The following is a 20,589-nucleotide window of genomic DNA, read 5'->3' as shown; positions in this document are numbered from 1 at the left end:
GGCGACTGTGAGTCCAGCGCAGAGTTCCCCGGCAACGACCCCCGCCAAGGCACCCGGATCGACGGGCACAGCGGCACCCCGCGCCAAGGGCAAGACCAAGCAGCCGGTGTTGATGCTGCTCGACGGACACTCCCTGGCCTACCGGGCGTTCTTCGCGCTTCCCGCGGAGAACTTCAAGACGCATTCCGGCCAGACGACCAACGCCGTCTACGGCTTCACCTCGATGCTGATCAACCTGTTGCGCGACGAGGAGCCCACGCACATCGCCGCCGCCTTCGACGTCTCACGGAAGACCTTCCGGTCGGAGATGTACCCCGAGTACAAGGCGCAGCGGTCGAAGTCGCCCGACGAGTTCAACGGCCAGGTCGACCTCACCAAGGAGGTCCTCGATGCGCTGGGCGTCTCGGTGCTGGCCATCGAGGGTTACGAGGCCGACGACATCATCGCGACCCTGGCGACCCGGGCCCGTGAGGACGGATACAAGGTCCTGATCGTCACCGGTGACCGGGACTCACTGCAGCTCGTCGACGCGTCGACAACCGTGCTCTACCCGCGCAAGGGAGTGTCCGACCTCACCCGCTTCACGCCCGAGGAGGTCGAGAAGAAGTACGGTCTCACCCCCACCCAGTACCCGGACTACGCGGCGCTGCGCGGCGACCCCAGCGACAACCTCCCGGGCATACCCGGAGTCGGCGAGAAGACCGCGTCCAAGTGGATCCGCGAGTACGGATCGCTCGCCGCGCTCGTCGATCACGTCGACGAGGTCAAGGGCAAGGTGGGCGACGCGTTGCGGGCGCATCTGGCGTCGGTGCAGACCAATCGGCAGCTCACCGAGCTCGTCCGGGACATGCAGCTGCCGGCGTCCCCCGACGACCTGGCCATGGTCGGGTGGGACCGCGATCGCATCCACCAACTGTTCGACGACCTGGAGTTCCGGGTGTTGCGGGACCGGCTCTTCTCGACGCTGAGTTCCGTTGAGCCCGAAGCGGAAGCGGGTTTCGATCTCGACGGCGCGGTCCTGGGTGCCGGCGAGGTCGGCGAGTGGCTCACCGCGCACGCCCGGACCGGCCGGGTCGGTCTTGCAGTGACCGCGCCGCACGTCGTCGTCGGGTCCGACCCGTCGGGTGTGGCGATCGCAGCGGCCGACGGGTCGTCGGCCTATGTCGACGTGACCGCACTGACTCCCGAAGACGAAGCGGCACTGGGGGAGTGGTTCGCCGACCCGTCGGCACTCAAAGCGGTCCACGAGGCGAAGTGGGCGGTGCACGCACTCCGGTCGCGCGGTTGGAAGCTCGACGGTGTCACCAGTGACACCTCGCTCGCGGCCTACCTCGTCCGGCCCGGGCAGCGCACCTTCAATCTCGACGACCTCGCGCTGCGCTACCTGCGTCGCGAACTCCGTGCCGACGGCGGGCCGGGCGATGGCCAGATGTCGCTGCTCGACGATGATTCCGACGGCCGCGTCGCCGAACAACACATGCTCGAGGCACGTGCTGTCCAGGAACTGGCCGACACGCTCGACACGGAGCTGGACCGGATCGACTCCAAGCCGCTGCTGACCGAGATGGAGTTGCCGCTGTCGTTCGTGCTGGCCGACGCCGAGGCGGCGGGCATCGCGGTCGACGTCGATCACTTCGGCGCACTCGAGCGGATGTTCGCCGACCGCATCCGTGCCGCTGCCGAGGCGGCGTACGAGGTCATCGGGGAGCAGATCAATCTCGGCTCACCCAAGCAGTTGCAGACCGTCCTCTTCGACAAGCTGGACATGCCGAAGACGAAGAAGACCAAGACCGGTTACACCACCGACGCCGACGCGCTGCAGTCTCTCTACGAAAAGACCGAACACCCCTTCCTGGCTCATCTTCTCGAGCATCGCGATGCGACACGACTGAAGGTCACCGTCGACGGACTCCTGAAGTCGGTCGCCGACGACGGGCGCATCCACACGACGTTCAATCAGACGATCGCCGCGACCGGGCGCCTCTCGTCCACCGAGCCGAACCTGCAGAACATCCCGGTGCGCACCGAGGCCGGGCGGGAGATCCGGCGCGGCTTCGTCGTCGGCGCCGACACCGCGACCGGTGTTCCCTACGACTGCCTCATGACCGCCGACTACAGCCAGATCGAGATGCGGATCATGGCGCATCTATCGGAGGATGCGGGTCTGATCGAGGCGTTCAACACCGGCGAGGACCTGCACAACTTCGTCGGGTCGCGCGCCTTCGGGGTGCCGATCGACGAGGTCACCACCGAGATGCGTCACCGGGTGAAGGCGATGTCGTACGGACTTGCCTACGGCCTCAGTGCGTTCGGGCTCGCGGCCCAGCTGAAGATCAGCCGCGACGAGGCCAAGGAGCAGATGGAGGCATACTTCGCGCGCTTCGGCGGAGTGCGCGACTACCTGCACGACGTCGTTGCCGAGGCCCGCCGCAACGAGTACACCGCGACCCTGTTCGGCAGGCGCCGCTACCTGCCGGATCTGAACAGCGACAACTGGCAGCGGCGGCAGTCCGCCGAGCGCATGGCGCTCAACGCGCCCATCCAGGGCACCGCCGCGGACATCATCAAGGTCGCGATGATCAACGTCCACAAACGCCTTGCGGCCGAAGGTCTCACATCGCGGACCCTTCTCCAGGTCCACGACGAGCTCGTGATCGAGGTCGCCGCCGGTGAGCGGGACGCCGTCGAAGCGGTGGTGCGCGAGGAGATGGGCAACGCCATCACCTTGTCGGTGCCCCTGGAGGTGTCGGTCGGTTTCGGGCGGTCCTGGGACGACGCAGCGCACTGATGGGCCTGGGCGAGAGAACTTTCGGCGTCCTCACCGGCGACGGGATCGGGCCGGAGATCGTCCCCGCGGCGGTGTCGGTCGCGGACGCGGCCGCCGCCGCGGAGTCGATCGAGATCGACTGGCAGGAACTGCCTTTCGGGTTGTCTGCCATCGCCTCGCACGGTGATCCGGTGCCCGAGCAGACGCTGACGGCTCTCGACGGCCTCGGATTCTGGATCGTCGGCCCCCACGACTCGGCGGCCTACCCGCCCGGTCACGGCGATCGCACTCCGGGAGCCACGCTCCGAACCCGGTACGAACTGTTCGCGAATCTCCGTCCCGCTCGGGCCTTTGCCGGTGTCCCGGCGCTGCGGCCGGACATCGATGTGCTGATCGTGCGGGAGAACTCCGAGGGCTTCTACGCCGACCGCAACATGGCGGTCGGAAGCGGCGAGTTCATGCCGACTCCGGATGTGGCCCTCGCAGTCGGGCTCGTCACCCGTGCGGCGTCGGAGCGCATCGCGCGGGTCGCATGCACAGCCGCGATCGAGCGTGCGGGTTCCGACCGGCAACCGCGACTGACGATCGTGCACAAAGCCAATGTCTTGCGGATGACCACCGGACTGTTCCGAGATGCGTGCCGCGCCGTCGCCGCCGACTTCCCCGAGGTCGAGGTGTCCGAGCAACACGTCGATGCCATGGCGGCCCTGCTGGTTCGGCGCCCCGCCGACTTCGACGTCCTCGTGACCGAGAACCTCTTCGGTGACGTCTTGTCCGACCTCGCCGGAGAGCTCGCCGGATCGCTGGGCATCGCCGGTTCCGTCAACAGCTCGGAGACCCGCGTGATGGCGCAGGCATCGCACGGTGCGGCGCCCGACATCGCCGGGCGCGGCATCGCGAACCCGGTCGCCATGATCGCCTCGGTGGCAATGGGATTCAGACGCTTCGGCCAGATGACCGAGGACGCAGCACTGGTCGCGGCCGGGGCCCGGATCGACGCCGCGGTCGCCGACACACTCGCGCACACCGCGACGGGCGACCTCGGTGGCGACGCCACCACCGCGGAGTTCGCGGCCGCGGTGGGTCAGCGCATCGCGGAGGGCTGACGGGAGCGCGAGCGACCGCCTACGGCTCCCTGGACGGCAGTCGCGCGCACTCGCACCCTCGTGAACCATGAGTCCGGGAACGAACACGCGTGAATCGCGGGTATCGAGCCGGGGTGCAGCAGGCGAACTACAGTGAGTTGATGCGCTCGGCCGGACGGAGGGAAGTGGTGTGACGCGGGTGGCTCGTTGGCTCGGCGTCGTGCTCGCCGTCCTGGTCGTGGTGACCGGATGCGTGGACAACGAAGCCCGGGAGCGTGCGAACCAGGTCACCCCGATCGACATCGACGTGGCGAAGGTGCCGGAGATCTCGGCTCTCGTCCCACCCGAGATCGCCCGCACCGGACGCCTCATCGTCGGGGTCAACATCCCGTACCAGCCGAACGAGTACAAGGACGCGTCGGGAAAGATCGTCGGTTACGACGTCGACCTGATGAACGCCGTCGGCAAGGTGCTCGGACTCTTACCCGACTACAAGGAATCCCAGTTCGACACGATCATCCCGTCGATCCAGGCCGGCACCTACCAGGTCGGCATGTCCTCGTTCACCGACACACTCGAACGCGAGAAGCAGGTCGACTTCGTGACCTACTACAGCGCAGGCGTGCAGTGGGCGCAGGCCACCGACAACGACGACGACATCGATCCGGACAACGCCTGTGGTCTCCGGGTCGCAGTCCAGACGACCACCTACGAGGACACCGACGAGGTCCCGGCCAAGAGCGCGGCCTGCGTGGCTGCGGGGAAACCGGCAATCGACAAGGTCAGGTTCGACAGCCAGGACGAGGCGGTCAACGCGCTGATCCTCGGGCGCGTGGACGCGATGTCGGCCGACTCGCCGGTCACCGCCTACGCCATCAAGCGGACGGACGGCCGATTGACGCCGGCCGGCGGCATCTTCGACTCCGCGCCCTACGGCTGGGCCATCCGGAAGGGTTCGCCGCTCGCGGTCGCGATGCAGCGCGCCGTGCAGTACCTCATCGACAACGGACAGTACGAACAGATCGCGGCCAACTGGGGCCTCGAGGAGGGGATGATCGATGTCTCCGTCATCAACGGGGCGGTGAACTGAGGTGACGTCACCACACGCCGACCCCGCCACAGCGACCGAACCGGAACCGATCAAGGCGGTTCCGCTGCGCCGACCCGGGCAGTGGATCGCCGCGGTGATCATCGTCGTGCTGGCCGCACTGTTCATCTATGGTGCCGCCACCAACGAGGCCTACAGCTGGGGCACGTACGGCAACTACCTCTTCGACTCGCGCATCCTGTCGGGTGTCGGGTACACCCTGGCCCTGACCCTGCTGTCGATGGCGATCGCCATCGTGCTCGGTGTCCTCCTGGCGATCATGCGGCTGAGCCCGAACCCGGTGCTGCGCGGGACGTCGTGGGTCTACCTGTGGATCTTCCGCGGCACACCCGTGTACGTCCAGCTCGTGTTCTGGGGCCTGTTCCCGGCGATCTACAAGCAGATCGACCTCGGCATCCCATTCGTGCACCAGTTCGTGACCCTCGACATCCAGACCCTCAACGCCGCGTTCCTCTTCGCGGTGATCGGTCTGGGTCTGAACGAGGCCGCGTACATGGCCGAGATTGTCCGCGCCGGTGTGTCGTCGGTCGGTGAGGGGCAGACGGAGGCCTCGGTGGCGCTGGGCACGTCGTGGTCGCAGACGATGCGACGCACGGTCCTGCCGCAGGCCATGCGGGTCATCATCCCGCCCACCGGCAACGAACTGATCAGCATGCTCAAGACCACCAGCCTGGTGGCAGCGGTGCCGCTGACGCTCGACCTCTACGGCCGTCAACGCGACATCTCCGGTGTGATCTTCGAGCCGATCCCGTTGCTGCTGGTCGCATCGACCTGGTACCTCGTCATCACCAGTGTCCTGATGGTGGGTCAGTACTACGTCGAGCGCTACTACGCCAAGGGCGCGACCCGGGCGCTGACCGCGCGACAGCTCAAGACGATGGCCGACGGGGCGGCCACGGCCCCCGGCGGCGCCGCCGGCCCGGCAGGGGGAGAGAAGGCATGAGCCCGGGAGAGCACACGGCCGGTCCGGCCAACCCCGGCGGGTCACCGACCCCGATGGTGGTGGCCGACCGTGTCTGCAAGAGTTTCGGCTCGGTGCAGGTCCTCAAGGGGATCTCGCTGGAGGTCGCACGCGGCGAGGTGCTGTGCCTCATCGGACCGTCGGGCTCGGGGAAGTCCACGTTCCTGCGGTGTGTGAACCACCTGGAGGTCGTCAACGCCGGCCGGCTCTACGTCGACGGTGATCTGATCGGGTATCGCGAACGTAGCGGCAAGCTCTACGAGATGAGCGCCAAGGACGCGGCCACCCAGCGCCGCGACATCGGCATGGTGTTCCAGCATTTCAATCTGTTCCCGCACCGCACGGCCCTCGAGAACGTGATCGAGGCGCCGATGCAGGTGAAGCGGCAGTCGCGTTCGGAAGCGGTCGACAAGGCCCGCTATCTGCTGGATCGAGTCGGGCTGTCCACACGGGCCGACGCCTACCCGGCGCAGCTGTCGGGCGGCCAGCAGCAACGCGTCGCGATAGCGCGCGCACTTGCCATGGACCCCAAGCTCATGCTCTTCGACGAGCCCACCTCGGCACTCGACCCCGAACTCGTCGGGGACGTGCTGAAGGTGATGCGCGAGCTAGCCGCTTCGGGGATGACGATGATGGTCGTCACCCACGAGATGGGCTTTGCCCGGGAGGTCGCGGATCAACTCGTGTTCATGGACGGCGGCGTCGTCGTGGAACGGGGCGATCCCCGCGAGGTCCTCTCCGACCCGAAAGAACAGCGTACCCGGGAGTTCCTGTCGAAACTGCTGTGACAGCCGTCAGCCGGCCTTGTGGCTGCAGAAGATCGCTGTTCCCGGAAAGTAGCTGCCCCGCAACGGACTCCACTGGCCCCATGTCCGGTCGAAACCGTCCGGCCATTCGGGTTCGATGATGTCGTCGAGGACGAATCCGGCCGTACGGAGTTCACGGACACGGTCACCGATGGTGCGGTGGTGCTCGACGTAGGTCAGCCTGCCGTCGGCATCGGTCTCGGTGTACGGCGTGCGGTTGAAATACGGTATCCGGACGGTCAACCCCTCCGGCCCGGGGTCGTCGAGGAACATCCAGCGCATCGGGTGGTTGACGGCGAAAACCCAACGGCCACCGGGTTTCAGCACTCGCGCGACCTCGCTCATCACGCCGGCGGAGTCGGCGACGAACGGTACCGCGCCGAATGCCGAGCATGCGGTGTCGAACGATTCGGCGGCGAAGGGCAGCGTCTCCGCGGTGGCCTGCACGAGCGGTACCCGCACGCCCTCGGCGGCCATCGCGTCGAGTCCGATGCCCAGCATCCGCCGGGACAGATCCACGCCCACCGCGTGGGCGCCATGGGCGGACAGCCATCGGGCGCACGGCGCCGAACCGCAACCGATCTCGAGGATGTGACGCCCGTCGATGTCCCCGAGGAGGCCGACGTCGGACTCACGGAGTCCCTCCGGACACCAGACGAAGTCACCGCCTGCGGCATGCGCGCCGAGAAACTCGCCGTGCTCGACGTGGTAGTTCTCCGCGTCGTGATCCCACCACCAACGGTTGGCACGGTCGCTGGACGTGGAGTCGACGTCGCCGAGAATCCTCGGGGGACGGCCTGCTGCCGGTTCGTTCGACGTCGTGTCCGCGGGTTCGGCCTGGTTGGGGGACATCCTGCGATGATAGGGCCCGGGCCGTGACGACCACTTCCGCCGGCCCATGGTGTCGACCCGACCGGCGGCGCTCGCCGGCGCCGGTCAGGTCGTGAGCTCGTAGAAGCGGAAGAAGCTGAAGTCCTCGATGGGGAGGACCTCCACGTCGGCGTATCCCGCATCGCGGGCGTACTGCCTCACGGTCGACGGCCGGAACACGGTGCCGGTCGCCGCCGACGGCGGCGAACTCATCGAGTCCGGCAGACAGACGAACAGCGAGAACCCGTACATGATCTTGTCGAGATCGTCTGCCGGGCCGCTGAACTCGTCGGACACCGCCTCGTCCATGACGATCAGTGACGCCCCCGGTACCAGTGCGCGACGGACCGCCGCGAGAACCTGGACCGGGCGGGGCATGTCGTGGAGACACTCGAACGCGAACGCGGCGTCGAACGGACCGTGCGCCGTCGCCTCGTCACCGTCGGCCACGAGGAATGTCACGCGCTCGGAGACCTCCGCGGTTGCGGCGTGCGCGCGGGCCATCTGGACGGATGCCTCGTCGACGTCGAGGCCGACGAAGGTCGCCTCCGGGTAGGCACGAGCGAGTGCGATGGTGGAATGCCCTGCCCCGAAGCCGACGTCGGCGATGCGGGCGCCGGGCCGCGACAGACGCGTGTGGAGGTGTTCGACACCGGCGAGCGCCGGGGCGAGCCGGGCGTCGAACCAGGGCCGGTTGAGATCTGCCTGGCACTCCCGCGCGTCGGCGCCCAGGGTCGCCCAGCTCACGCCACCACCGTGCCGATAGGCGTCGAGCAGTTCGGGCAGGTGGCGAGCCGACGCCGCGAACATGCGCGGGAGGGCACCCAGATACGACAGGCTCGATGTGTCGGTGAGCACCTCGGCGACGCCGGGCGAGATCGCAAAGGTGGGCGGCCGCGAGGTCAGGTCGGCGTCGAGAATGCCGAAGGCGCACTGCATCTCGAGCCACTCCCGGGCGTACCGCGCGTTGGTCTCGGTGTGCTCGGCCAGTCCGTCGGCGGTGAGTGGTCCCGCCTCGGCCAGGCACCGGTACCACCCGAGGCGCTCACCGAGATACACGCTCAGCGTCTCGGCGGTGGCGAGGGCGGAGCCGAAGAGGCGCTCGGCGAACTCGTCGGCACTCGGTCCCGGCCGGTCAGGGTGGCCACCCGCTGCTTCGGTCATGAACCATGATGTGGCCGAGTCCGGGCGGCGCGCGCTCGTTTCGGCGAACGCGGTCGCGCGAACTTCGCCGGACCGCCGGTTCGGGAGTGCGTAACCTGTGCGTCGTGGGCGACGAGACTTGCCGATGCGGTCACGACCGAGCGGCTCATGAGCACTATCGGGCGGGGACCGACTGCGCGCTGTGCGGCGCGGGTGACTGCCCTCGCTTCCGGCGGAATTCCCGGGTTCGTCGTCTCCTCGGCGCGTTGCCCGGAGCGCGCGGCTCCGGCCGCCCGTCAGCCTGATCGCCCATTCGGCTCTCGTCGGCTGCTCCGTGCGGTCCGTCGACGCCGTTCGATCAGCAGGCTCGCCCCGCGAGTATGACGTCGGTTCCCTCGTCCGGGTCCCAGCGACGGAGTGCGGTGAACTCACCGGCGATCTCGGCGCGCAGGTCGAGGACGACCAACGCGCGGGCGAGCTGCTCGGCGTCCATCCGCCGCGCCAGGGTGACGTGCGGCGTCCACCGTCCGGGGGTGGTGTGCGCGAACGCGGTCCCGTGGTGTCCCGGTGACGTTGCGGAACCGGCCGGTCGGGACCCGATGAACCCGGCCGCCAGTCGGCAGACCTGAGCGTGGACCGAGAGGAGTTCGGTCGACGGCACCACGAGCCGCGCAAGTGTCGACCGGCCGGCGGCGCCGAAGAGGATCGGGGCGCCGAGTCGCATGCCGACCGGGAGGCGCATGGCGACCCCGGCCAACGCCGCGTCGGCGTGGGGATCGATGCGCGACGCGGCCACGAGCGTCACGTGCGGGCGGTTGGTGGCCGACGCGACGCGTCCCTGATGGGGCAGTCCGGCTGCGGCCAGCGCGTCCCATTCGGCCCGAACCTGCTGGTCGGACGAGTCGTCGAGGAGGAGTTCGAGGGAGTGCGCCACGTGGGCATCGTCTCATTTTCCGCTGGGCCGCACGTCTCGGCGGCCTCGCGAGACGAGCCATTTGCCCAGCACAACGCCGCTGGAGTAGGCTTCTACACGCGCGTGTGCCCGATGACGCGCGGTTCGCACCTGCCCTGACCGGTGACAGGCCGGTCCAGGTGGTGTCGATCAACAGCGCTTTTCAGAATCGTACCTACTACACACCTGTCCGGAGCAACTCAACATATGTCGTCCCCCACGATCACCTCGCCGCAAGTAGCCGTCAATGACATCGGCACTGCCGAGGACTTTCTCGCCGCCATCGACTCCACGATCAAGTACTTCAACGATGGCGACATCGTGGAAGGCACCATCGTCAAGGTCGATCGGGACGAGGTTCTGCTCGACATCGGTTACAAGACCGAAGGCGTCATCCCTTCTCGCGAACTGTCGATCAAGCACGACGTGGACCCCAACGAGGTCGTCAACGTCGGTGACGAGGTCGAGGCCCTGGTCCTCACCAAGGAGGACAAAGAAGGTCGTCTGATCCTCTCCAAGAAGCGTGCGCAGTACGAGCGTGCCTGGGGCACCATCGAGGAGCTCAAGGAGAAGGACGAGGCCGTCAAGGGCACCGTCATCGAGGTCGTCAAGGGCGGCCTGATCCTGGACATCGGCCTGCGCGGCTTCCTCCCGGCATCGCTCGTGGAGATGCGTCGCGTCCGCGATCTGCAGCCGTACATCGGCAAGGAGATCGAGGCCAAGATCATCGAGCTCGACAAGAACCGCAACAACGTGGTCCTGTCGCGTCGTGCATGGCTCGAGCAGACCCAGTCCGAGGTCCGCAGCGAGTTCCTGCACCAGCTGCAGAAGGGCCAGGTCCGCAAGGGCGTCGTGTCCTCGATCGTCAACTTCGGTGCGTTCGTCGATCTCGGCGGCGTCGACGGTCTGGTCCACGTCTCCGAGCTGTCCTGGAAGCACATCGATCACCCGTCCGAGGTCGTCGCAGTCGGCGACGAGGTCACCGTCGAGGTCCTCGACGTCGATCTGGACCGCGAGCGTGTGTCGCTGTCGCTCAAGGCAACCCAGGAAGATCCGTGGCGTCAGTTCGCCCGCACCCACGCCATCGGCCAGATCGTGCCGGGCAAGGTCACCAAGCTGGTGCCGTTCGGTGCGTTCGTCCGCGTCGACGAGGGCATCGAGGGTCTGGTCCACATCTCCGAGCTGGCCGAGCGTCACGTCGAGGTGCCGGATCAGGTTGTCGCCGTCGGTGACGACGCGATGGTCAAGGTCATCGATATCGACCTGGAGCGTCGCCGGATCTCGCTGAGCCTCAAGCAGGCCAACGAGGACTACACCGAGGAGTTCGACCCCTCGAAGTACGGCATGGCCGACAGCTACGACGAGCAGGGTAACTACATCTTCCCCGAGGGCTTCGACGCCGAGACCAACGAATGGCTCGAAGGCTTCGAGAAGCAGCGTGAGGCATGGGAGGCCCGGTACGCCGAGGCCGAGCGTCGTCACAAGATGCACACCGCCCAGATGGAGAAGTTCGCCGCTGCTGCCGCCGAGGCCGCCAACGCCCCGACCGACTACTCGTCGGCGTCGGAGAGCCGCGGAGGTTCCTCGTCCAGCAGCTCGACCGGTGGATCGTCGGCCGGCGGTTCGCTGGCCAGCGACGAGCAGCTCGCCGCCCTGCGTGAGAAGCTGTCCGGCAACGCCTGACACGCACGCTCACTGAGCACATGAGAGAAGCCCTCCCGGGTAAACCGGGAGGGCTTCTCTCATATCTCGTCCGTGCCGGGCGGGTCTTGGCGCTCCCCGTGCGGCCCGGTCTGCCAATAGTCGCGGACATCGAAGGCCGTCAGTGCCGACCAGCGTGGGGGCGTCCGGCGCGATACTCCGTCCGGGTCCGATGTGTCGTCGCCGGGCGCGCCGTCGAGCGGACCCTCGAAGTCGCGTAGCCGAAGCGCCAGGGCGGGTTCTCGATCGATCGCCGCGGCGAGTGCGTACAAGGTGGCGAGGATGTGCAGGCACCGATCGCCGCGAGCCCGACATGAACAGTCCGCGACGTCGAGACCCGCAGCGGACCACGACGCCGCCTCGACCAGCTTGCGGTGCATGTCGTCGGTCGGCTCGGTGGACGCGCCGAGCAGCTCGCGCAGAGCCGACGCGGTGGCCGAGCTCATCGGCTCGAATTCCAGGTGTGCCACGGACGCCTGGCCACCTCGCTGGACCAGTCCGCTGACCGAACGTCCCTCGACGGTCAGGGCGACGCCACCGTTGCGGGCGACACTGCGGGCGCGCGGCGCCACCGGGTTCGGTGAGCGGGTCGCGATGGGCTCGGCGAGCCGGACGATCTCGGCGCCCCAGCGGCTGAAACCGAACTCGGCGGGTGAGTTGGTCATCGGACCTCCCGATTGCGGCGAAGGACGTCGATCAACCGTTCGTCGCTGAGGCCGGTCAGTTCCGCGAGGGCCGACGAGTCGTCGGCGTGCGTGCCGAGTGCGGACTTGCGCCGGTGCAGGTCGTCGATGTGTTCCTCGAGCGAGGTGGCCGTCGTGAGGGTGGTGATCGTGACCGGACGCTCCTGGCCGATGCGGTGCACGCGATCCGAGGCCTGGGCTTCGACCGCCGGATTCCACCAGCGGTCGAAATGGATGACGTCGCAGGCGCGTGTGAGTGTGAGCCCGACGCCACCGGCCTTGAGACTCATCACCATGATCCCGGGGCCGCGGCCCGACTGGAAGTCGGCGACGAGTTCGTCGCGCCGACTCGCCGGGAGGCCGCCGTGGAAGAACGGGGCGTCGACTGCGAACTGTTCGGCGAAGTGACGGACGAGCAGTTCACCGGTGTCGCGATACTGGGTGAAGACGAGGGTGGGGGAATCGGTGCGTAGATTCTCGCCGAGGATCTCCGCGCACACGTCGAGTTTGCCCGAACGGCCCGGGAGCACCCGGGTGTCGCCGGTGACGAGACCGGGGTGGTTGCAGATCTGCTTGAGGCGGGTGAGGGTGGCGAGAATCCTTCCGTGTCTTTCGAATCCATCGCCGAAGCCGTCGTCTTCCACACGCGCCAGGTGAGCATCGTAGAGTTGCGCCTGTTCGGCCGTCAGGTCGACCAGAACCGGATTCGGGATCTTCGGTGGGAGCGCCGACGCCACCCGGGATTTGGTGCGCGCCAGCATGACCGGTGACACCGCGACCCGGAGTCGTTGCAGCGCTCCGGTATCGCCGTCGTCCACCGCCTTGGTGAACCGGCGCCGGAACACCGCCCGGTGGGGGAACAGCCCCGGCGCAGTGACGCGGAGGATCGCCCAGAGGTCGTCGAGACTGTTCTCGATCGGGGTGCCCGTCAACGCGACACGAGCACCGGCATCGACGGAGCGGGCCGCGCGGGAGACCTGGGTCCGCGGGTTCTTCAGGTTCTGAGCCTCATCGAACACGATTGTCGCCCAACGAGTTCGGCGCACGACGTCGACGCTCGACCGCAGTCGTGCGTAGGAGATCACGGTGACCGAACCGGCCGCGACGGGGGCGTCCTCGAGGGGTCCGGTGTGGACGTCGAGTGCGGGCGCGAAGCGGGCCACCTCGTGCGTCCAGTTGGTGACGAGACTCGTCGGGCAGACGACCAGCTGGGGTCCCTCGTGGGCGCGTAGTGTCAACAGCCCGATCGCCTGGACGGTCTTGCCGAGTCCCATCTCGTCGGCCAGTACGGCGCCGCCGGTCACCTCTGCGGTTCGGGCGAGCCACGCCACGCCGCGGATCTGGTAGGGCCGCAGGCTTGCCCGGAGCCTGTCGCGCAGAGCTTCCTCCACCACCAGGCAGTCCCGCAGAGCCGCGCGGGCGAACTCGGCCGTCGTCATCGCGGTTCCCGTGGGGTCGACCTCGGCGTGAGCGGCGAGAGGTAGCTGCGTCGAGGTGTCGCCGGCAAGCGTGAGTCGCCACGCGTGAACCGACTCGGCGACCCTGCTCGGATCGTCCGATGCGTGACCCGAGAGGAGCGTCGGGACGTCGACGAGGTCGCAAGCGACGTCACGGACGACGAGATCGCCGCCCTCCGGAATCGCGAGGCGACATGAGTCCGCGCGGCTTCCGACGTCGGGATCATGCGACGACCAGAGTGCGAACTGATGGAGATCCGGCAGATAGGTGGCCTGTCTGGTCAGCGTGACGCTCCTGTTGGTACGGTGTACGGAGTTATTACTCGGTACACCGTACGGGAAAGGCGTCGCCGTGTCGACCGCTGATGATGCACGTATGTTGGTCCGCCTCCTGTGGCGGGCCGAGTCCGGCGCCGGGGGGCCGCGGCGTGGTCCGCGGCAGCGGGTGTCGGTCGACGACATCGTGACCACCGCGATTCGCCGCGCGGATGCGGGGGGACTCGGCGCCGTGTCGATGCGCTCGCTGGCTTCCGATCTCGGTGTCGGGCCGATGAGCCTGTACACCTACGTACCGACACGTGACGTGTTGGTGGCGCTCATGGTCGACGAGGTGGCGGCGGATGCCCCGATGCCGCCGTGTTCGCCGACAGTCGTGGAATCCCTGGCGGGTGTCGCTCGCGCTCTGCGTGCCGAGTGTCTGACGCACCCCTGGTTGCTGGAGGCCTCGCCCTGGCGTCAGGTGCTGGGGCCGCACCGACTCGCCCGCTACGAGCGGCAGCTCGAGCTGCTCGAGCCGCTCGACATCTCGGATGTACAGCGCGACAGCATCATCGCGCTGATCGGAGCCTTCGTGGTCGGTAACGCCCGCGAGGCGGTCGGGGACAGGGTGGCCGCGGCCGAGACCGGGATGAGCGATGCGCACTGGTGGGAGATCGTCGGGCCCGAACTCGCGGCGGTCGTGCCCGACGGCGCGTTCCCGCTGTCGGATCGGGTCGGCACTGCGGTCGGCGAGCTCCGGCAGGCGCCCGGTGCGCCCGAGGAGGCCTTCGAGTTCGGGCTGTCGCGCGTCCTGGATGGATTGCAGCCACTGCTGTCCTGATGTCCGGCGTCGATGTGCGGATCGATGGTGGTGGAGGGGCGACGCCGCAACCATGCGTTGTTGACAATGATTTTCATTCCACTGTTGACTGTCCGGGTGTTTGCACAACGGACAAATCTGACCCGATCTCTGGCGCTTCTCGCCGCCGCATCGTTCGCGCTCGTCGCCTGTGGAAGTGAAGATTCCGGTGATTCGACACCGGCCGCCTCCAGTTCGGCCAAGGCCGTCGAGCAGCAGAGCGCCACACCACGTCTCGCACTCAGCTACGACGGCGGCATCCTGGTCCTCGACGCCGAGTCGCTCGAGCAGGTCGCCGACCTGCCGGTCGACGGCTTCATCCGGCTCAACAGCGCCGACAACGGCCGGAACGTCTTCGTCTCCGAATCGGACGGGTTCCGGGTCCTCGACATGGGTACCTGGACGCGTCAGCACGGCGATCACGGTCACTACTACACGACCACTCCGGCCCTCACCGACATGACCTTCGGCGGGGAGGAGCCGGGACACGTTGTGCCCCACGATTCCCGGATCGCCCTGTTCACCGATGGGACAGGTGAAGTCGACATCGTCGAACCCGCCGAACTCCTGCGTGGAAACGCGGCGTCGACCTCCTTCACCCTTCCCGAGCCCCACCACGGGGTCGCGGTGTTCCGTGAGGACGGCACCATGGTGGTGACCGTCGGCAACGAGGATTCGCGCAGTGGTGTCGCGATCCTCGACGGCGAGCGCAAGGAGATCGTGCGCAATGACCAGTGCCCGGGCGTGCACGGCGAAGCCGCCGGCGCCGGCGGGGTCCTTGCCTTCGGCTGTGAGGACGGCCTGCTCATCGTCAACGGCAACGACATCCGTAAGGTCGACAGCCCGGACCCGTACGGCCGCATCGGCAACCAGGCCGGCAGTGACGAGTCGCCGATCATCCTCGGCGATTACAAGTCCGACCCGGATGCCGAGCTCGAACGGCCGACCCGGTTCTCGCTCACCGACACCCGCACCGGTCAGCTGCGGCTGGTCGATCTCGGCACCTCGTACAGCTTCCGGTCCATCGAGCGCGGGCCCGGCGGGTCCGGCGTGATCCTGGGAACCGATGGTGCGCTGCACGTCTACGACGTCAACACGGCGACCAAGACCGCCACCATCCCGACGATCGGCGCGTGGAGCGAACCGGACGAGTGGCAGTCCCCGATGCCGAATGTCGTGGTCCAGGAGGGCATCGCCTACGTCAGTGATCCGGCGGCCAAGAAGATCGTCGCCGTCGATCTGAACAAGAACGAGAAGGTCGGTGAGGCGGAGTTGCCGCACGAGACCATCGAACTCGCCGCCGTCACGGGCTGACACCGGCGATCCGACGAGACCTCGTCTCGACGGCGTGTTCCTGATCTCAGGCCGCGCTGCGCGAGACGAGGTCTCTGCGTGTCTGACCCGGGCAACCGCCCCGACGCCACTCCGGCGCCATGGTGTTTGTCACACTGGTGGGCGTGATCAGGCTTGGACTGACCGGTGGCATCGGAGCCGGCAAATCGACCGTGGCAAAGACGTTCGTCGAGCGGGGCGCGTACATCATCGACGCGGACAAGATCGCCCGGGAGGTGGTCGAGCCCGGGTCGGAGGGTCTGGCCGCGCTCGTCGAGGCGTTCGGCCCGGAGATCCTGGCCGCCGACGGGAGTCTCGACCGTCCGGCGCTCGCCGGGAAGGCTTTCGTCGACGACGAATCCCGCACGACGCTCAACGGCATCACCCACCCGCTCATCGGGGCGCGAACACAGGCGATCCTCGACGATGCGCCGGCGGATGCAATTGTGGTGCAAGACATCCCATTGCTGGTGGAGAACCACACGGCCCCGTTCTTCCACCTCGTCGTGATCGTGTTCGCCGAGGCCGACGTACGGCTGCATCGGTTGACGACGATGCGGGGGGTCGCCGAGGCCGATGCCCGCGCCCGCATCGCTGCGCAGGCGACCGACGAACAGCGTCGAGCCGTAGCCGACTTGTGGCTGGACAACTCCGGCGCCCCCGAAGACCTGGCGGCGTCCGCGGCGCGGATCTGGGACGAGCGTCTCGTCCCTCTCGAGATGAATGTCCGCGCTCGCCGAGTCGCCGAGCCGGTCCCCGGACTCGTTGCCGCCGAGCCCAACCCGGACGGCCCGTCGGCGCGTCTGGTGAACCGGCTGTGGGCCGTGGCAGGTGAACTGGCCACCGCGGTCGACGTCACCGACGCCACGGCCGTCGAGTTGCGGGTGACCGCCCGCGATGCCGACGCCGCCGAGGGGCTGGCGAACCGGCTCGCCGACGGCGGATTCGCGCCGGCCGGGCCGGATCTGTACGGCTCGTGCGACCCCGGCCGACCCGCCACGGTGCGCGTCGTCGTCGGCTGACGAGTCCCGCGACACAAACTGACTACAAACGTTGCCAAAATGCGTACACGGCGCGGTGTGCGCTGCTAGCTTGTGAAAACGCACGCCACCGCGACGGTGGTGTGGTCGAGGACGAGCGTAGGAGTGGAGTACAGCATGGTCGGTCGGGGACAGCGGGGTCGCGCGCGGATTGTCGGTGGCGCAATAGCTTTCGGGGCAGTGGCATGCGCCGGTGTCGCACTGGCCGCGCCGGCCGAGGCGGCACTGCAGGGCATCGCGGTGGACACCCTCCCGGGTTACGGGTCGTCGGCCAACGGCTCGTTCAACTACGGCCTGTACGGCGCGGGCTGTGCCTACGAGCTGTCGGTGCTCGTGGGTGATCCGGGGTCGGCGAAGTCGAATCTGAAGGTCACGCTGGTCGGTGCCGGCCGCACGGTCACCATCTACGACAAGAAGCCCGCGAGTTCCGAGGTGCGTCCGACCTGGCGCCCGTCGACGCCCGGGCGCTATGTGCTGAAGGCCACGCTCGACGGGGTGGAGAAGACGCGCGCCGTCACCGTCGGCACCGGCGTGCAGCTCCCGGATTTCATCCGAAACGGATCGTGTTTCGTCCTACCCACCTACTGAGGTCTGCCGGTCTGAGGTGGTGAGCTACCGGGCGTCGCCGCGGCGGCGATGGTCATGGTCGCGAAAGGCGACCACGCCCCCCGCCGCGGCGTCCAGCCAGGCCTGGACGTCGTTCCCGTGCTCGGCCGTGCCGACGAGTGCGCGCGTGGCGATCTCCACGGCTTCGACACACTGTGCGGTGTCGAGAAGTCCGTCCCGATGCGCCTCGAGCAACTCGTCGGTGTCGAGCAGCACCGGCGGGGTGCCCGGTACGTCCACGAGATCGAGATACCAGTCCTCGGCGTGCCACCGCCCGTCGTCGTCGGGGCCGGCGAAGTGGCCGACATCCAGATAGAGGCGCTGCCCCTCGCGGTAACCGCCCTGATAGTGGAAGATGTTGGCGCGCAGGCCCAATGCAGGTAGCAGCCAGGATTCCAGATGGTCGAATCGGGGATGTCCGGGTGCGTGCCGCGACATGTACAGCCCGTAATCGGTGACGCGGTACTCCTCGACCTGACGGACGAAGCCCTTGTTGTCCGTGTTCGTCATCGCGGGCACGTCGAAGACCTCCCGCTTGGGCGGGTGCGCCGGGCGTGATTCGGGTGCCGTCTCGGCCGCGCCTCCGCGAGGGTTCGTCATGCCTCGAATCTAGACAGGCCACCGCGTCTGCACCGGGCGACCGATGATCTCGGGGCCGGAACTCGGAGTCGCCGCGTTCGTCGAGCTTCGGGGTCGTGCACCGCGCGGGAACATCGATGTCATAGGCCGCGTTTACCCTGGCACTATGGCTTTTGCAGCAGAGCGCCCCGTCATCGCGCACTCGGAGTTCCGGCCGGTCGGTGAGATCGAGCGGTCCGACGCGCGCCTGGAGGTCGTCAGCGAGTACGAACCGGCGGGCGACCAGCCCGCCGCCATCAAGGATCTGACGCGACGGATCAACGCAGGCGAGAAGGACATCGTCCTCCTCGGCGCCACCGGCACCGGTAAGTCGGCGACCACCGCCTGGCTGATCGAGCAGGTGCAGCGCCCCACCCTGGTGATGGCGCCCAACAAGACACTCGCGGCGCAGCTGGCGAACGAATTGCGCGAGATGCTGCCCAACAACGCCGTCGAGTACTTCGTGTCGTACTACGACTACTACCAACCCGAGGCGTACATCGCGCAGACCGACACCTACATCGAGAAGGACTCGTCGATCAACGACGACGTCGAGCGTCTGCGGCACTCGGCGACCTCGAGCCTGCTGTCGCGGCGCGACGTCGTGGTGGTGGCCTCGGTGTCCTGCATCTACGGCCTCGGCACGCCGCAGTCGTATCTCGACCGATCCGTCGAGGTCGAGGTCGGCCAGGAGATCGACCGCGACGCGTTGCTGCGGCTGCTCGTCGACGTCCAGTACACGCGCAACGACGTGTCCTTCACCCGCGGTGGGTTCCGCGTCCGCGGCGACACCGTCGAGATCATCCCGTCGTACGAGGAACTGGCGGTTCGGATCGAGTTCTTCGGTGACGAGGTCGAGTCGCTGTACTACCTGCACCCGCTGACCGGTGACGTCGTGCGCCAGGTCGACTCGCTGCGCATCTTCCCGGCCACCCACTACGTCGCCGGGCCCGAGCGCATGGAGAAGGCGATGGCGAGCATCGAGCGAGAGCTCGAGGAACGACTCGCCGACCTCGAGGGCAAGGGCAAACTGCTCGAGGCCCAGCGGCTGCGGATGCGGACCACCTACGACCTCGAGATGATGCGGCAGGTGGGGTTCTGCTCGGGGATCGAGAACTACTCGCGGCACATCGACGGCCGCGCCGCCGGGAGCGCACCGGCAACGCTGATCGATTACTTCCCCGACGATTTCCTTCTCGTCATCGACGAGTCGCATGTGACGGTGCCCCAGATCGGTGGCATGTACGAAGGCGACATGTCGCGCAAGCGCAACCTCGTCGAGTACGGCTTCCGTCTCCCCTCCGCGGTGGACAACCGGCCGCTGACCTGGGACGAGTTCGTGGATCGGATCGGCCAGACCGTGTACCTGTCTGCGACGCCGGGGCCGTACGAACTGGGCCAGTCCAACGGCGAGTTCGTCGAGCAGGTGATCCGACCGACGGGTCTCGTGGATCCCCAGGTCGTGGTCAAACCGACCAAGGGCCAGATCGACGACCTGGTCCACGAGATCCGGGAGCGGACCGACCGCGACGAGCGCGTCCTGGTGACCACCCTGACCAAGAAGATGGCCGAGGACCTCACCGACTATCTGCTCGAACTGGGTATCCGGGTCCGGTACCTCCACTCGGAGGTGGACACCCTGCGCCGCGTCGAACTCCTGCGCCAGCTGCGCTCGGGTGACTACGACGTCCTCGTCGGCATCAACCTGCTGCGTGAGGGTCTCGACCTTCCCGAGGTGTCCCTCGTCGCGATCCTCGACGCGGACAAGGAGGGCTTCCTCCGGAGCACCACCTCACTCATCCAGACGATCGGTCGCGCCGCCCGCAACGTGTCCGGCGAGGTCCACATGTACGCGGACAAGATCACCGACTCGATGCGCAATGCGATCGACGAGACCGAGCGACGCCGCGAGAAGCAGATCGCCTACAACAAGGCGAACGGCATCGATCCGAAGCCGCTGCGCAAGAAGATCGCCGACATCCTGGACCAGGTGTACCGAGAGGCCGAGGACGAGGCCGTGGCGGTCGGCGGTTCCGGGCGCAATGCCAGCCGCGGACGCCGCGCACAGGGCGAGGTCTCGAAGGCCGGCAGTTCAGGCGTGATCGAGAAGCGCGACGTCTCGATGATGCCGCGGGCCGAGCTCGCCGATCTCGTGTCCCAACTCACCGATCAGATGATGAGCGCCGCTCGGGATCTGCAGTTCGAGCTCGCCGGCCGACTCCGCGACGAGATCGCCGATCTGAAGAAGGAGATGCGCGGGATGGACGCGGCCGGCATCAAGTGAGGTCTCGTCTTCCACCCTGCGCTGTGTGACCGGCCGGTGTGCCGATCACCACGAACGGG

The 20,589-nt window shown here is 67.7% G+C and carries 17 protein-coding genes; 11 read left to right on the top strand and 6 right to left on the bottom strand.

Annotation, left to right across the window (positions count from 1 at the left end; translation table 11 throughout):
- The first annotated feature begins 7 nt into the window (after positions 1-7).
- The 5 genes from polA (at position 8) to MHN80_RS08245 (ending at position 6,709) form a co-directional block, all read left to right on the top strand.
- On the top strand, positions 8-2,788 hold the full coding sequence (gene polA, locus MHN80_RS08265; RefSeq protein ID WP_239400853.1) for a DNA polymerase I: 2,781 nt from the start codon (positions 8-10) through the stop codon (positions 2,786-2,788).
- Positions 2,788-3,873 (top strand): isocitrate/isopropylmalate dehydrogenase family protein, encoded by a 1,086-nt coding sequence (locus tag MHN80_RS08260; RefSeq protein WP_239400851.1) that lies wholly within the window; start codon positions 2,788-2,790, stop codon positions 3,871-3,873. Before polA ends, MHN80_RS08260 begins: the two co-directional genes overlap by 1 nt.
- Positions 3,874-4,042: 169 nt before the next feature.
- Positions 4,043-4,942: an ABC transporter substrate-binding protein gene (locus MHN80_RS08255; RefSeq protein ID WP_239400849.1), complete on the top strand. Its 900-nt coding sequence runs from the start codon at positions 4,043-4,045 to the stop codon at positions 4,940-4,942.
- 1 nt (position 4,943) lies between these two features.
- On the top strand, positions 4,944-5,903 hold the full coding sequence (locus MHN80_RS08250) for an amino acid ABC transporter permease (RefSeq protein WP_239400847.1): 960 nt from the start codon (positions 4,944-4,946) through the stop codon (positions 5,901-5,903).
- Positions 5,900-6,709 carry an amino acid ABC transporter ATP-binding protein gene (locus tag MHN80_RS08245; protein ID WP_275447533.1) on the top strand — a complete coding sequence of 270 codons (810 nt, stop codon included), beginning with the start codon at positions 5,900-5,902 and terminating at the stop codon, positions 6,707-6,709. Before MHN80_RS08250 ends, MHN80_RS08245 begins: the two co-directional genes overlap by 4 nt.
- A 6-nt stretch (positions 6,710-6,715) precedes the next feature.
- Here the strand turns inward: MHN80_RS08245 and MHN80_RS08240 are convergent, their stop codons facing one another.
- The 3 genes from MHN80_RS08240 to MHN80_RS08230 form a co-directional block, all read right to left on the bottom strand.
- Positions 6,716-7,579, bottom strand: coding sequence for a class I SAM-dependent methyltransferase (locus tag MHN80_RS08240; RefSeq protein WP_239400845.1), 864 nt, complete (start codon positions 7,577-7,579; stop codon positions 6,716-6,718).
- An 84-nt stretch (positions 7,580-7,663) separates the two neighbouring features.
- Positions 7,664-8,761, bottom strand: coding sequence for a trans-aconitate 2-methyltransferase (locus MHN80_RS08235; RefSeq protein ID WP_239400843.1), 1,098 nt, complete (start codon positions 8,759-8,761; stop codon positions 7,664-7,666).
- Positions 8,762-9,098: 337 nt separating this feature from the next.
- Positions 9,099-9,674 carry a 2'-5' RNA ligase family protein gene (locus MHN80_RS08230; protein ID WP_004018875.1) on the bottom strand — a complete coding sequence of 192 codons (576 nt, stop codon included), beginning with the start codon at positions 9,672-9,674 and terminating at the stop codon, positions 9,099-9,101.
- A gap of 225 nt (positions 9,675-9,899) precedes the next feature.
- Between MHN80_RS08230 and rpsA the strand changes: the two genes are divergently transcribed.
- Positions 9,900-11,375 (top strand): 30S ribosomal protein S1, encoded by a 1,476-nt coding sequence (rpsA, locus tag MHN80_RS08225; protein WP_004018874.1) that lies wholly within the window; start codon positions 9,900-9,902, stop codon positions 11,373-11,375.
- Positions 11,376-11,434: 59 nt separating this feature from the next.
- On the opposite strand, the gene MHN80_RS08220 is transcribed toward rpsA, so the two are convergent.
- Together MHN80_RS08220 and MHN80_RS08215 are read right to left on the bottom strand one after the other, a co-directional pair.
- A complete protein-coding gene (locus tag MHN80_RS08220) occupies positions 11,435-12,058 on the bottom strand; it encodes an SWIM zinc finger family protein (protein ID WP_101821531.1) in 624 nt (207 codons plus the stop codon).
- Positions 12,055-13,515, bottom strand: a complete 1,461-nt coding sequence (locus MHN80_RS08215) for a DEAD/DEAH box helicase (RefSeq protein WP_374206317.1) — start codon at positions 13,513-13,515, stop codon at positions 12,055-12,057. Before MHN80_RS08215 ends, MHN80_RS08220 begins: the two co-directional genes overlap by 4 nt.
- A 394-nt stretch (positions 13,516-13,909) precedes the next feature.
- Here MHN80_RS08215 and MHN80_RS08210 point away from each other — a divergent pair, with 394 nt between their 5' ends.
- The 4 genes from MHN80_RS08210 to MHN80_RS08195 all read left to right on the top strand — a co-directional run bounded on the left by MHN80_RS08210 (position 13,910) and on the right by MHN80_RS08195 (position 17,610).
- The gene (locus tag MHN80_RS08210; RefSeq protein ID WP_239400841.1) at positions 13,910-14,632 is read left to right on the top strand and encodes a TetR/AcrR family transcriptional regulator; all 723 of its coding nucleotides are present in this window, start codon (positions 13,910-13,912) and stop codon (positions 14,630-14,632) included.
- Positions 14,633-14,698: 66 nt separating this feature from the next.
- Positions 14,699-15,964, top strand: a complete 1,266-nt coding sequence (aztD, locus tag MHN80_RS08205; protein ID WP_275447532.1) for a zinc metallochaperone AztD — start codon at positions 14,699-14,701, stop codon at positions 15,962-15,964.
- A 143-nt stretch (positions 15,965-16,107) separates the two neighbouring features.
- Positions 16,108-17,004, top strand: coding sequence for a dephospho-CoA kinase (gene coaE, locus MHN80_RS08200; protein WP_239400839.1), 897 nt, complete (start codon positions 16,108-16,110; stop codon positions 17,002-17,004).
- Positions 17,005-17,139: 135 nt separating this feature from the next.
- Positions 17,140-17,610, top strand: coding sequence for a hypothetical protein (locus MHN80_RS08195; protein WP_275447530.1), 471 nt, complete (start codon positions 17,140-17,142; stop codon positions 17,608-17,610).
- Between the two features lie 24 nt (positions 17,611-17,634).
- Here the strand turns inward: MHN80_RS08195 and MHN80_RS08190 are convergent, their stop codons facing one another.
- Positions 17,635-18,228, bottom strand: coding sequence for a DUF402 domain-containing protein (locus MHN80_RS08190; protein ID WP_004018867.1), 594 nt, complete (start codon positions 18,226-18,228; stop codon positions 17,635-17,637).
- Between the two features lie 145 nt (positions 18,229-18,373).
- On the opposite strand from MHN80_RS08190, the gene uvrB reads away from it, so the two are divergent.
- On the top strand, positions 18,374-20,530 hold the full coding sequence (uvrB, locus tag MHN80_RS08185) for an excinuclease ABC subunit UvrB (protein ID WP_033205868.1): 2,157 nt from the start codon (positions 18,374-18,376) through the stop codon (positions 20,528-20,530).
- The last annotated feature ends 59 nt before the right edge of the window (positions 20,531-20,589 follow it).

Origin of the sequence: Gordonia sp. McavH-238-E, assembly GCF_022348225.1 — a bacterium.
Classification (GTDB): Bacteria; Actinomycetota; Actinomycetes; order Mycobacteriales; family Mycobacteriaceae; genus Gordonia; species Gordonia terrae.
The sequence above is the reverse complement of the archived record's forward strand: the minus strand, read 5'-3'. Positions and strand labels throughout refer to the sequence as shown.

What these genes read in the sequence shown, in the direction of transcription:
- MHN80_RS08220 (WP_101821531.1), bottom strand. Translation starts at nt 12,058, where the DNA reads ATGACCAACTCACCCGCCGAGTTCGGTTTCAGCCGCTGGGGCGCCGAG.
- MHN80_RS08195 (WP_275447530.1), top strand. Translation starts at nt 17,140, where the DNA reads ATGGTCGGTCGGGGACAGCGGGGTCGCGCGCGGATTGTCGGTGGCGCA.
- MHN80_RS08240 (WP_239400845.1), bottom strand. Translation starts at nt 7,579, where the DNA reads ATGTCCCCCAACCAGGCCGAACCCGCGGACACGACGTCGAACGAACCG.
- MHN80_RS08260 (WP_239400851.1), top strand. Translation starts at nt 2,788, where the DNA reads ATGGGCCTGGGCGAGAGAACTTTCGGCGTCCTCACCGGCGACGGGATC.
- rpsA (WP_004018874.1), top strand. Translation starts at nt 9,900, where the DNA reads ATGTCGTCCCCCACGATCACCTCGCCGCAAGTAGCCGTCAATGACATC.
- MHN80_RS08245 (WP_275447533.1), top strand. Translation starts at nt 5,900, where the DNA reads ATGAGCCCGGGAGAGCACACGGCCGGTCCGGCCAACCCCGGCGGGTCA.
- MHN80_RS08190 (WP_004018867.1), bottom strand. Translation starts at nt 18,228, where the DNA reads ATGACGAACCCTCGCGGAGGCGCGGCCGAGACGGCACCCGAATCACGC.
- uvrB (WP_033205868.1), top strand. Translation starts at nt 18,374, where the DNA reads ATGGCTTTTGCAGCAGAGCGCCCCGTCATCGCGCACTCGGAGTTCCGG.
- MHN80_RS08215 (WP_374206317.1), bottom strand. Translation starts at nt 13,515, where the DNA reads ATGACGACGGCCGAGTTCGCCCGCGCGGCTCTGCGGGACTGCCTGGTG.
- aztD (WP_275447532.1), top strand. Translation starts at nt 14,699, where the DNA reads ATGATTTTCATTCCACTGTTGACTGTCCGGGTGTTTGCACAACGGACA.
- MHN80_RS08235 (WP_239400843.1), bottom strand. Translation starts at nt 8,761, where the DNA reads ATGACCGAAGCAGCGGGTGGCCACCCTGACCGGCCGGGACCGAGTGCC.
- MHN80_RS08210 (WP_239400841.1), top strand. Translation starts at nt 13,910, where the DNA reads ATGTTGGTCCGCCTCCTGTGGCGGGCCGAGTCCGGCGCCGGGGGGCCG.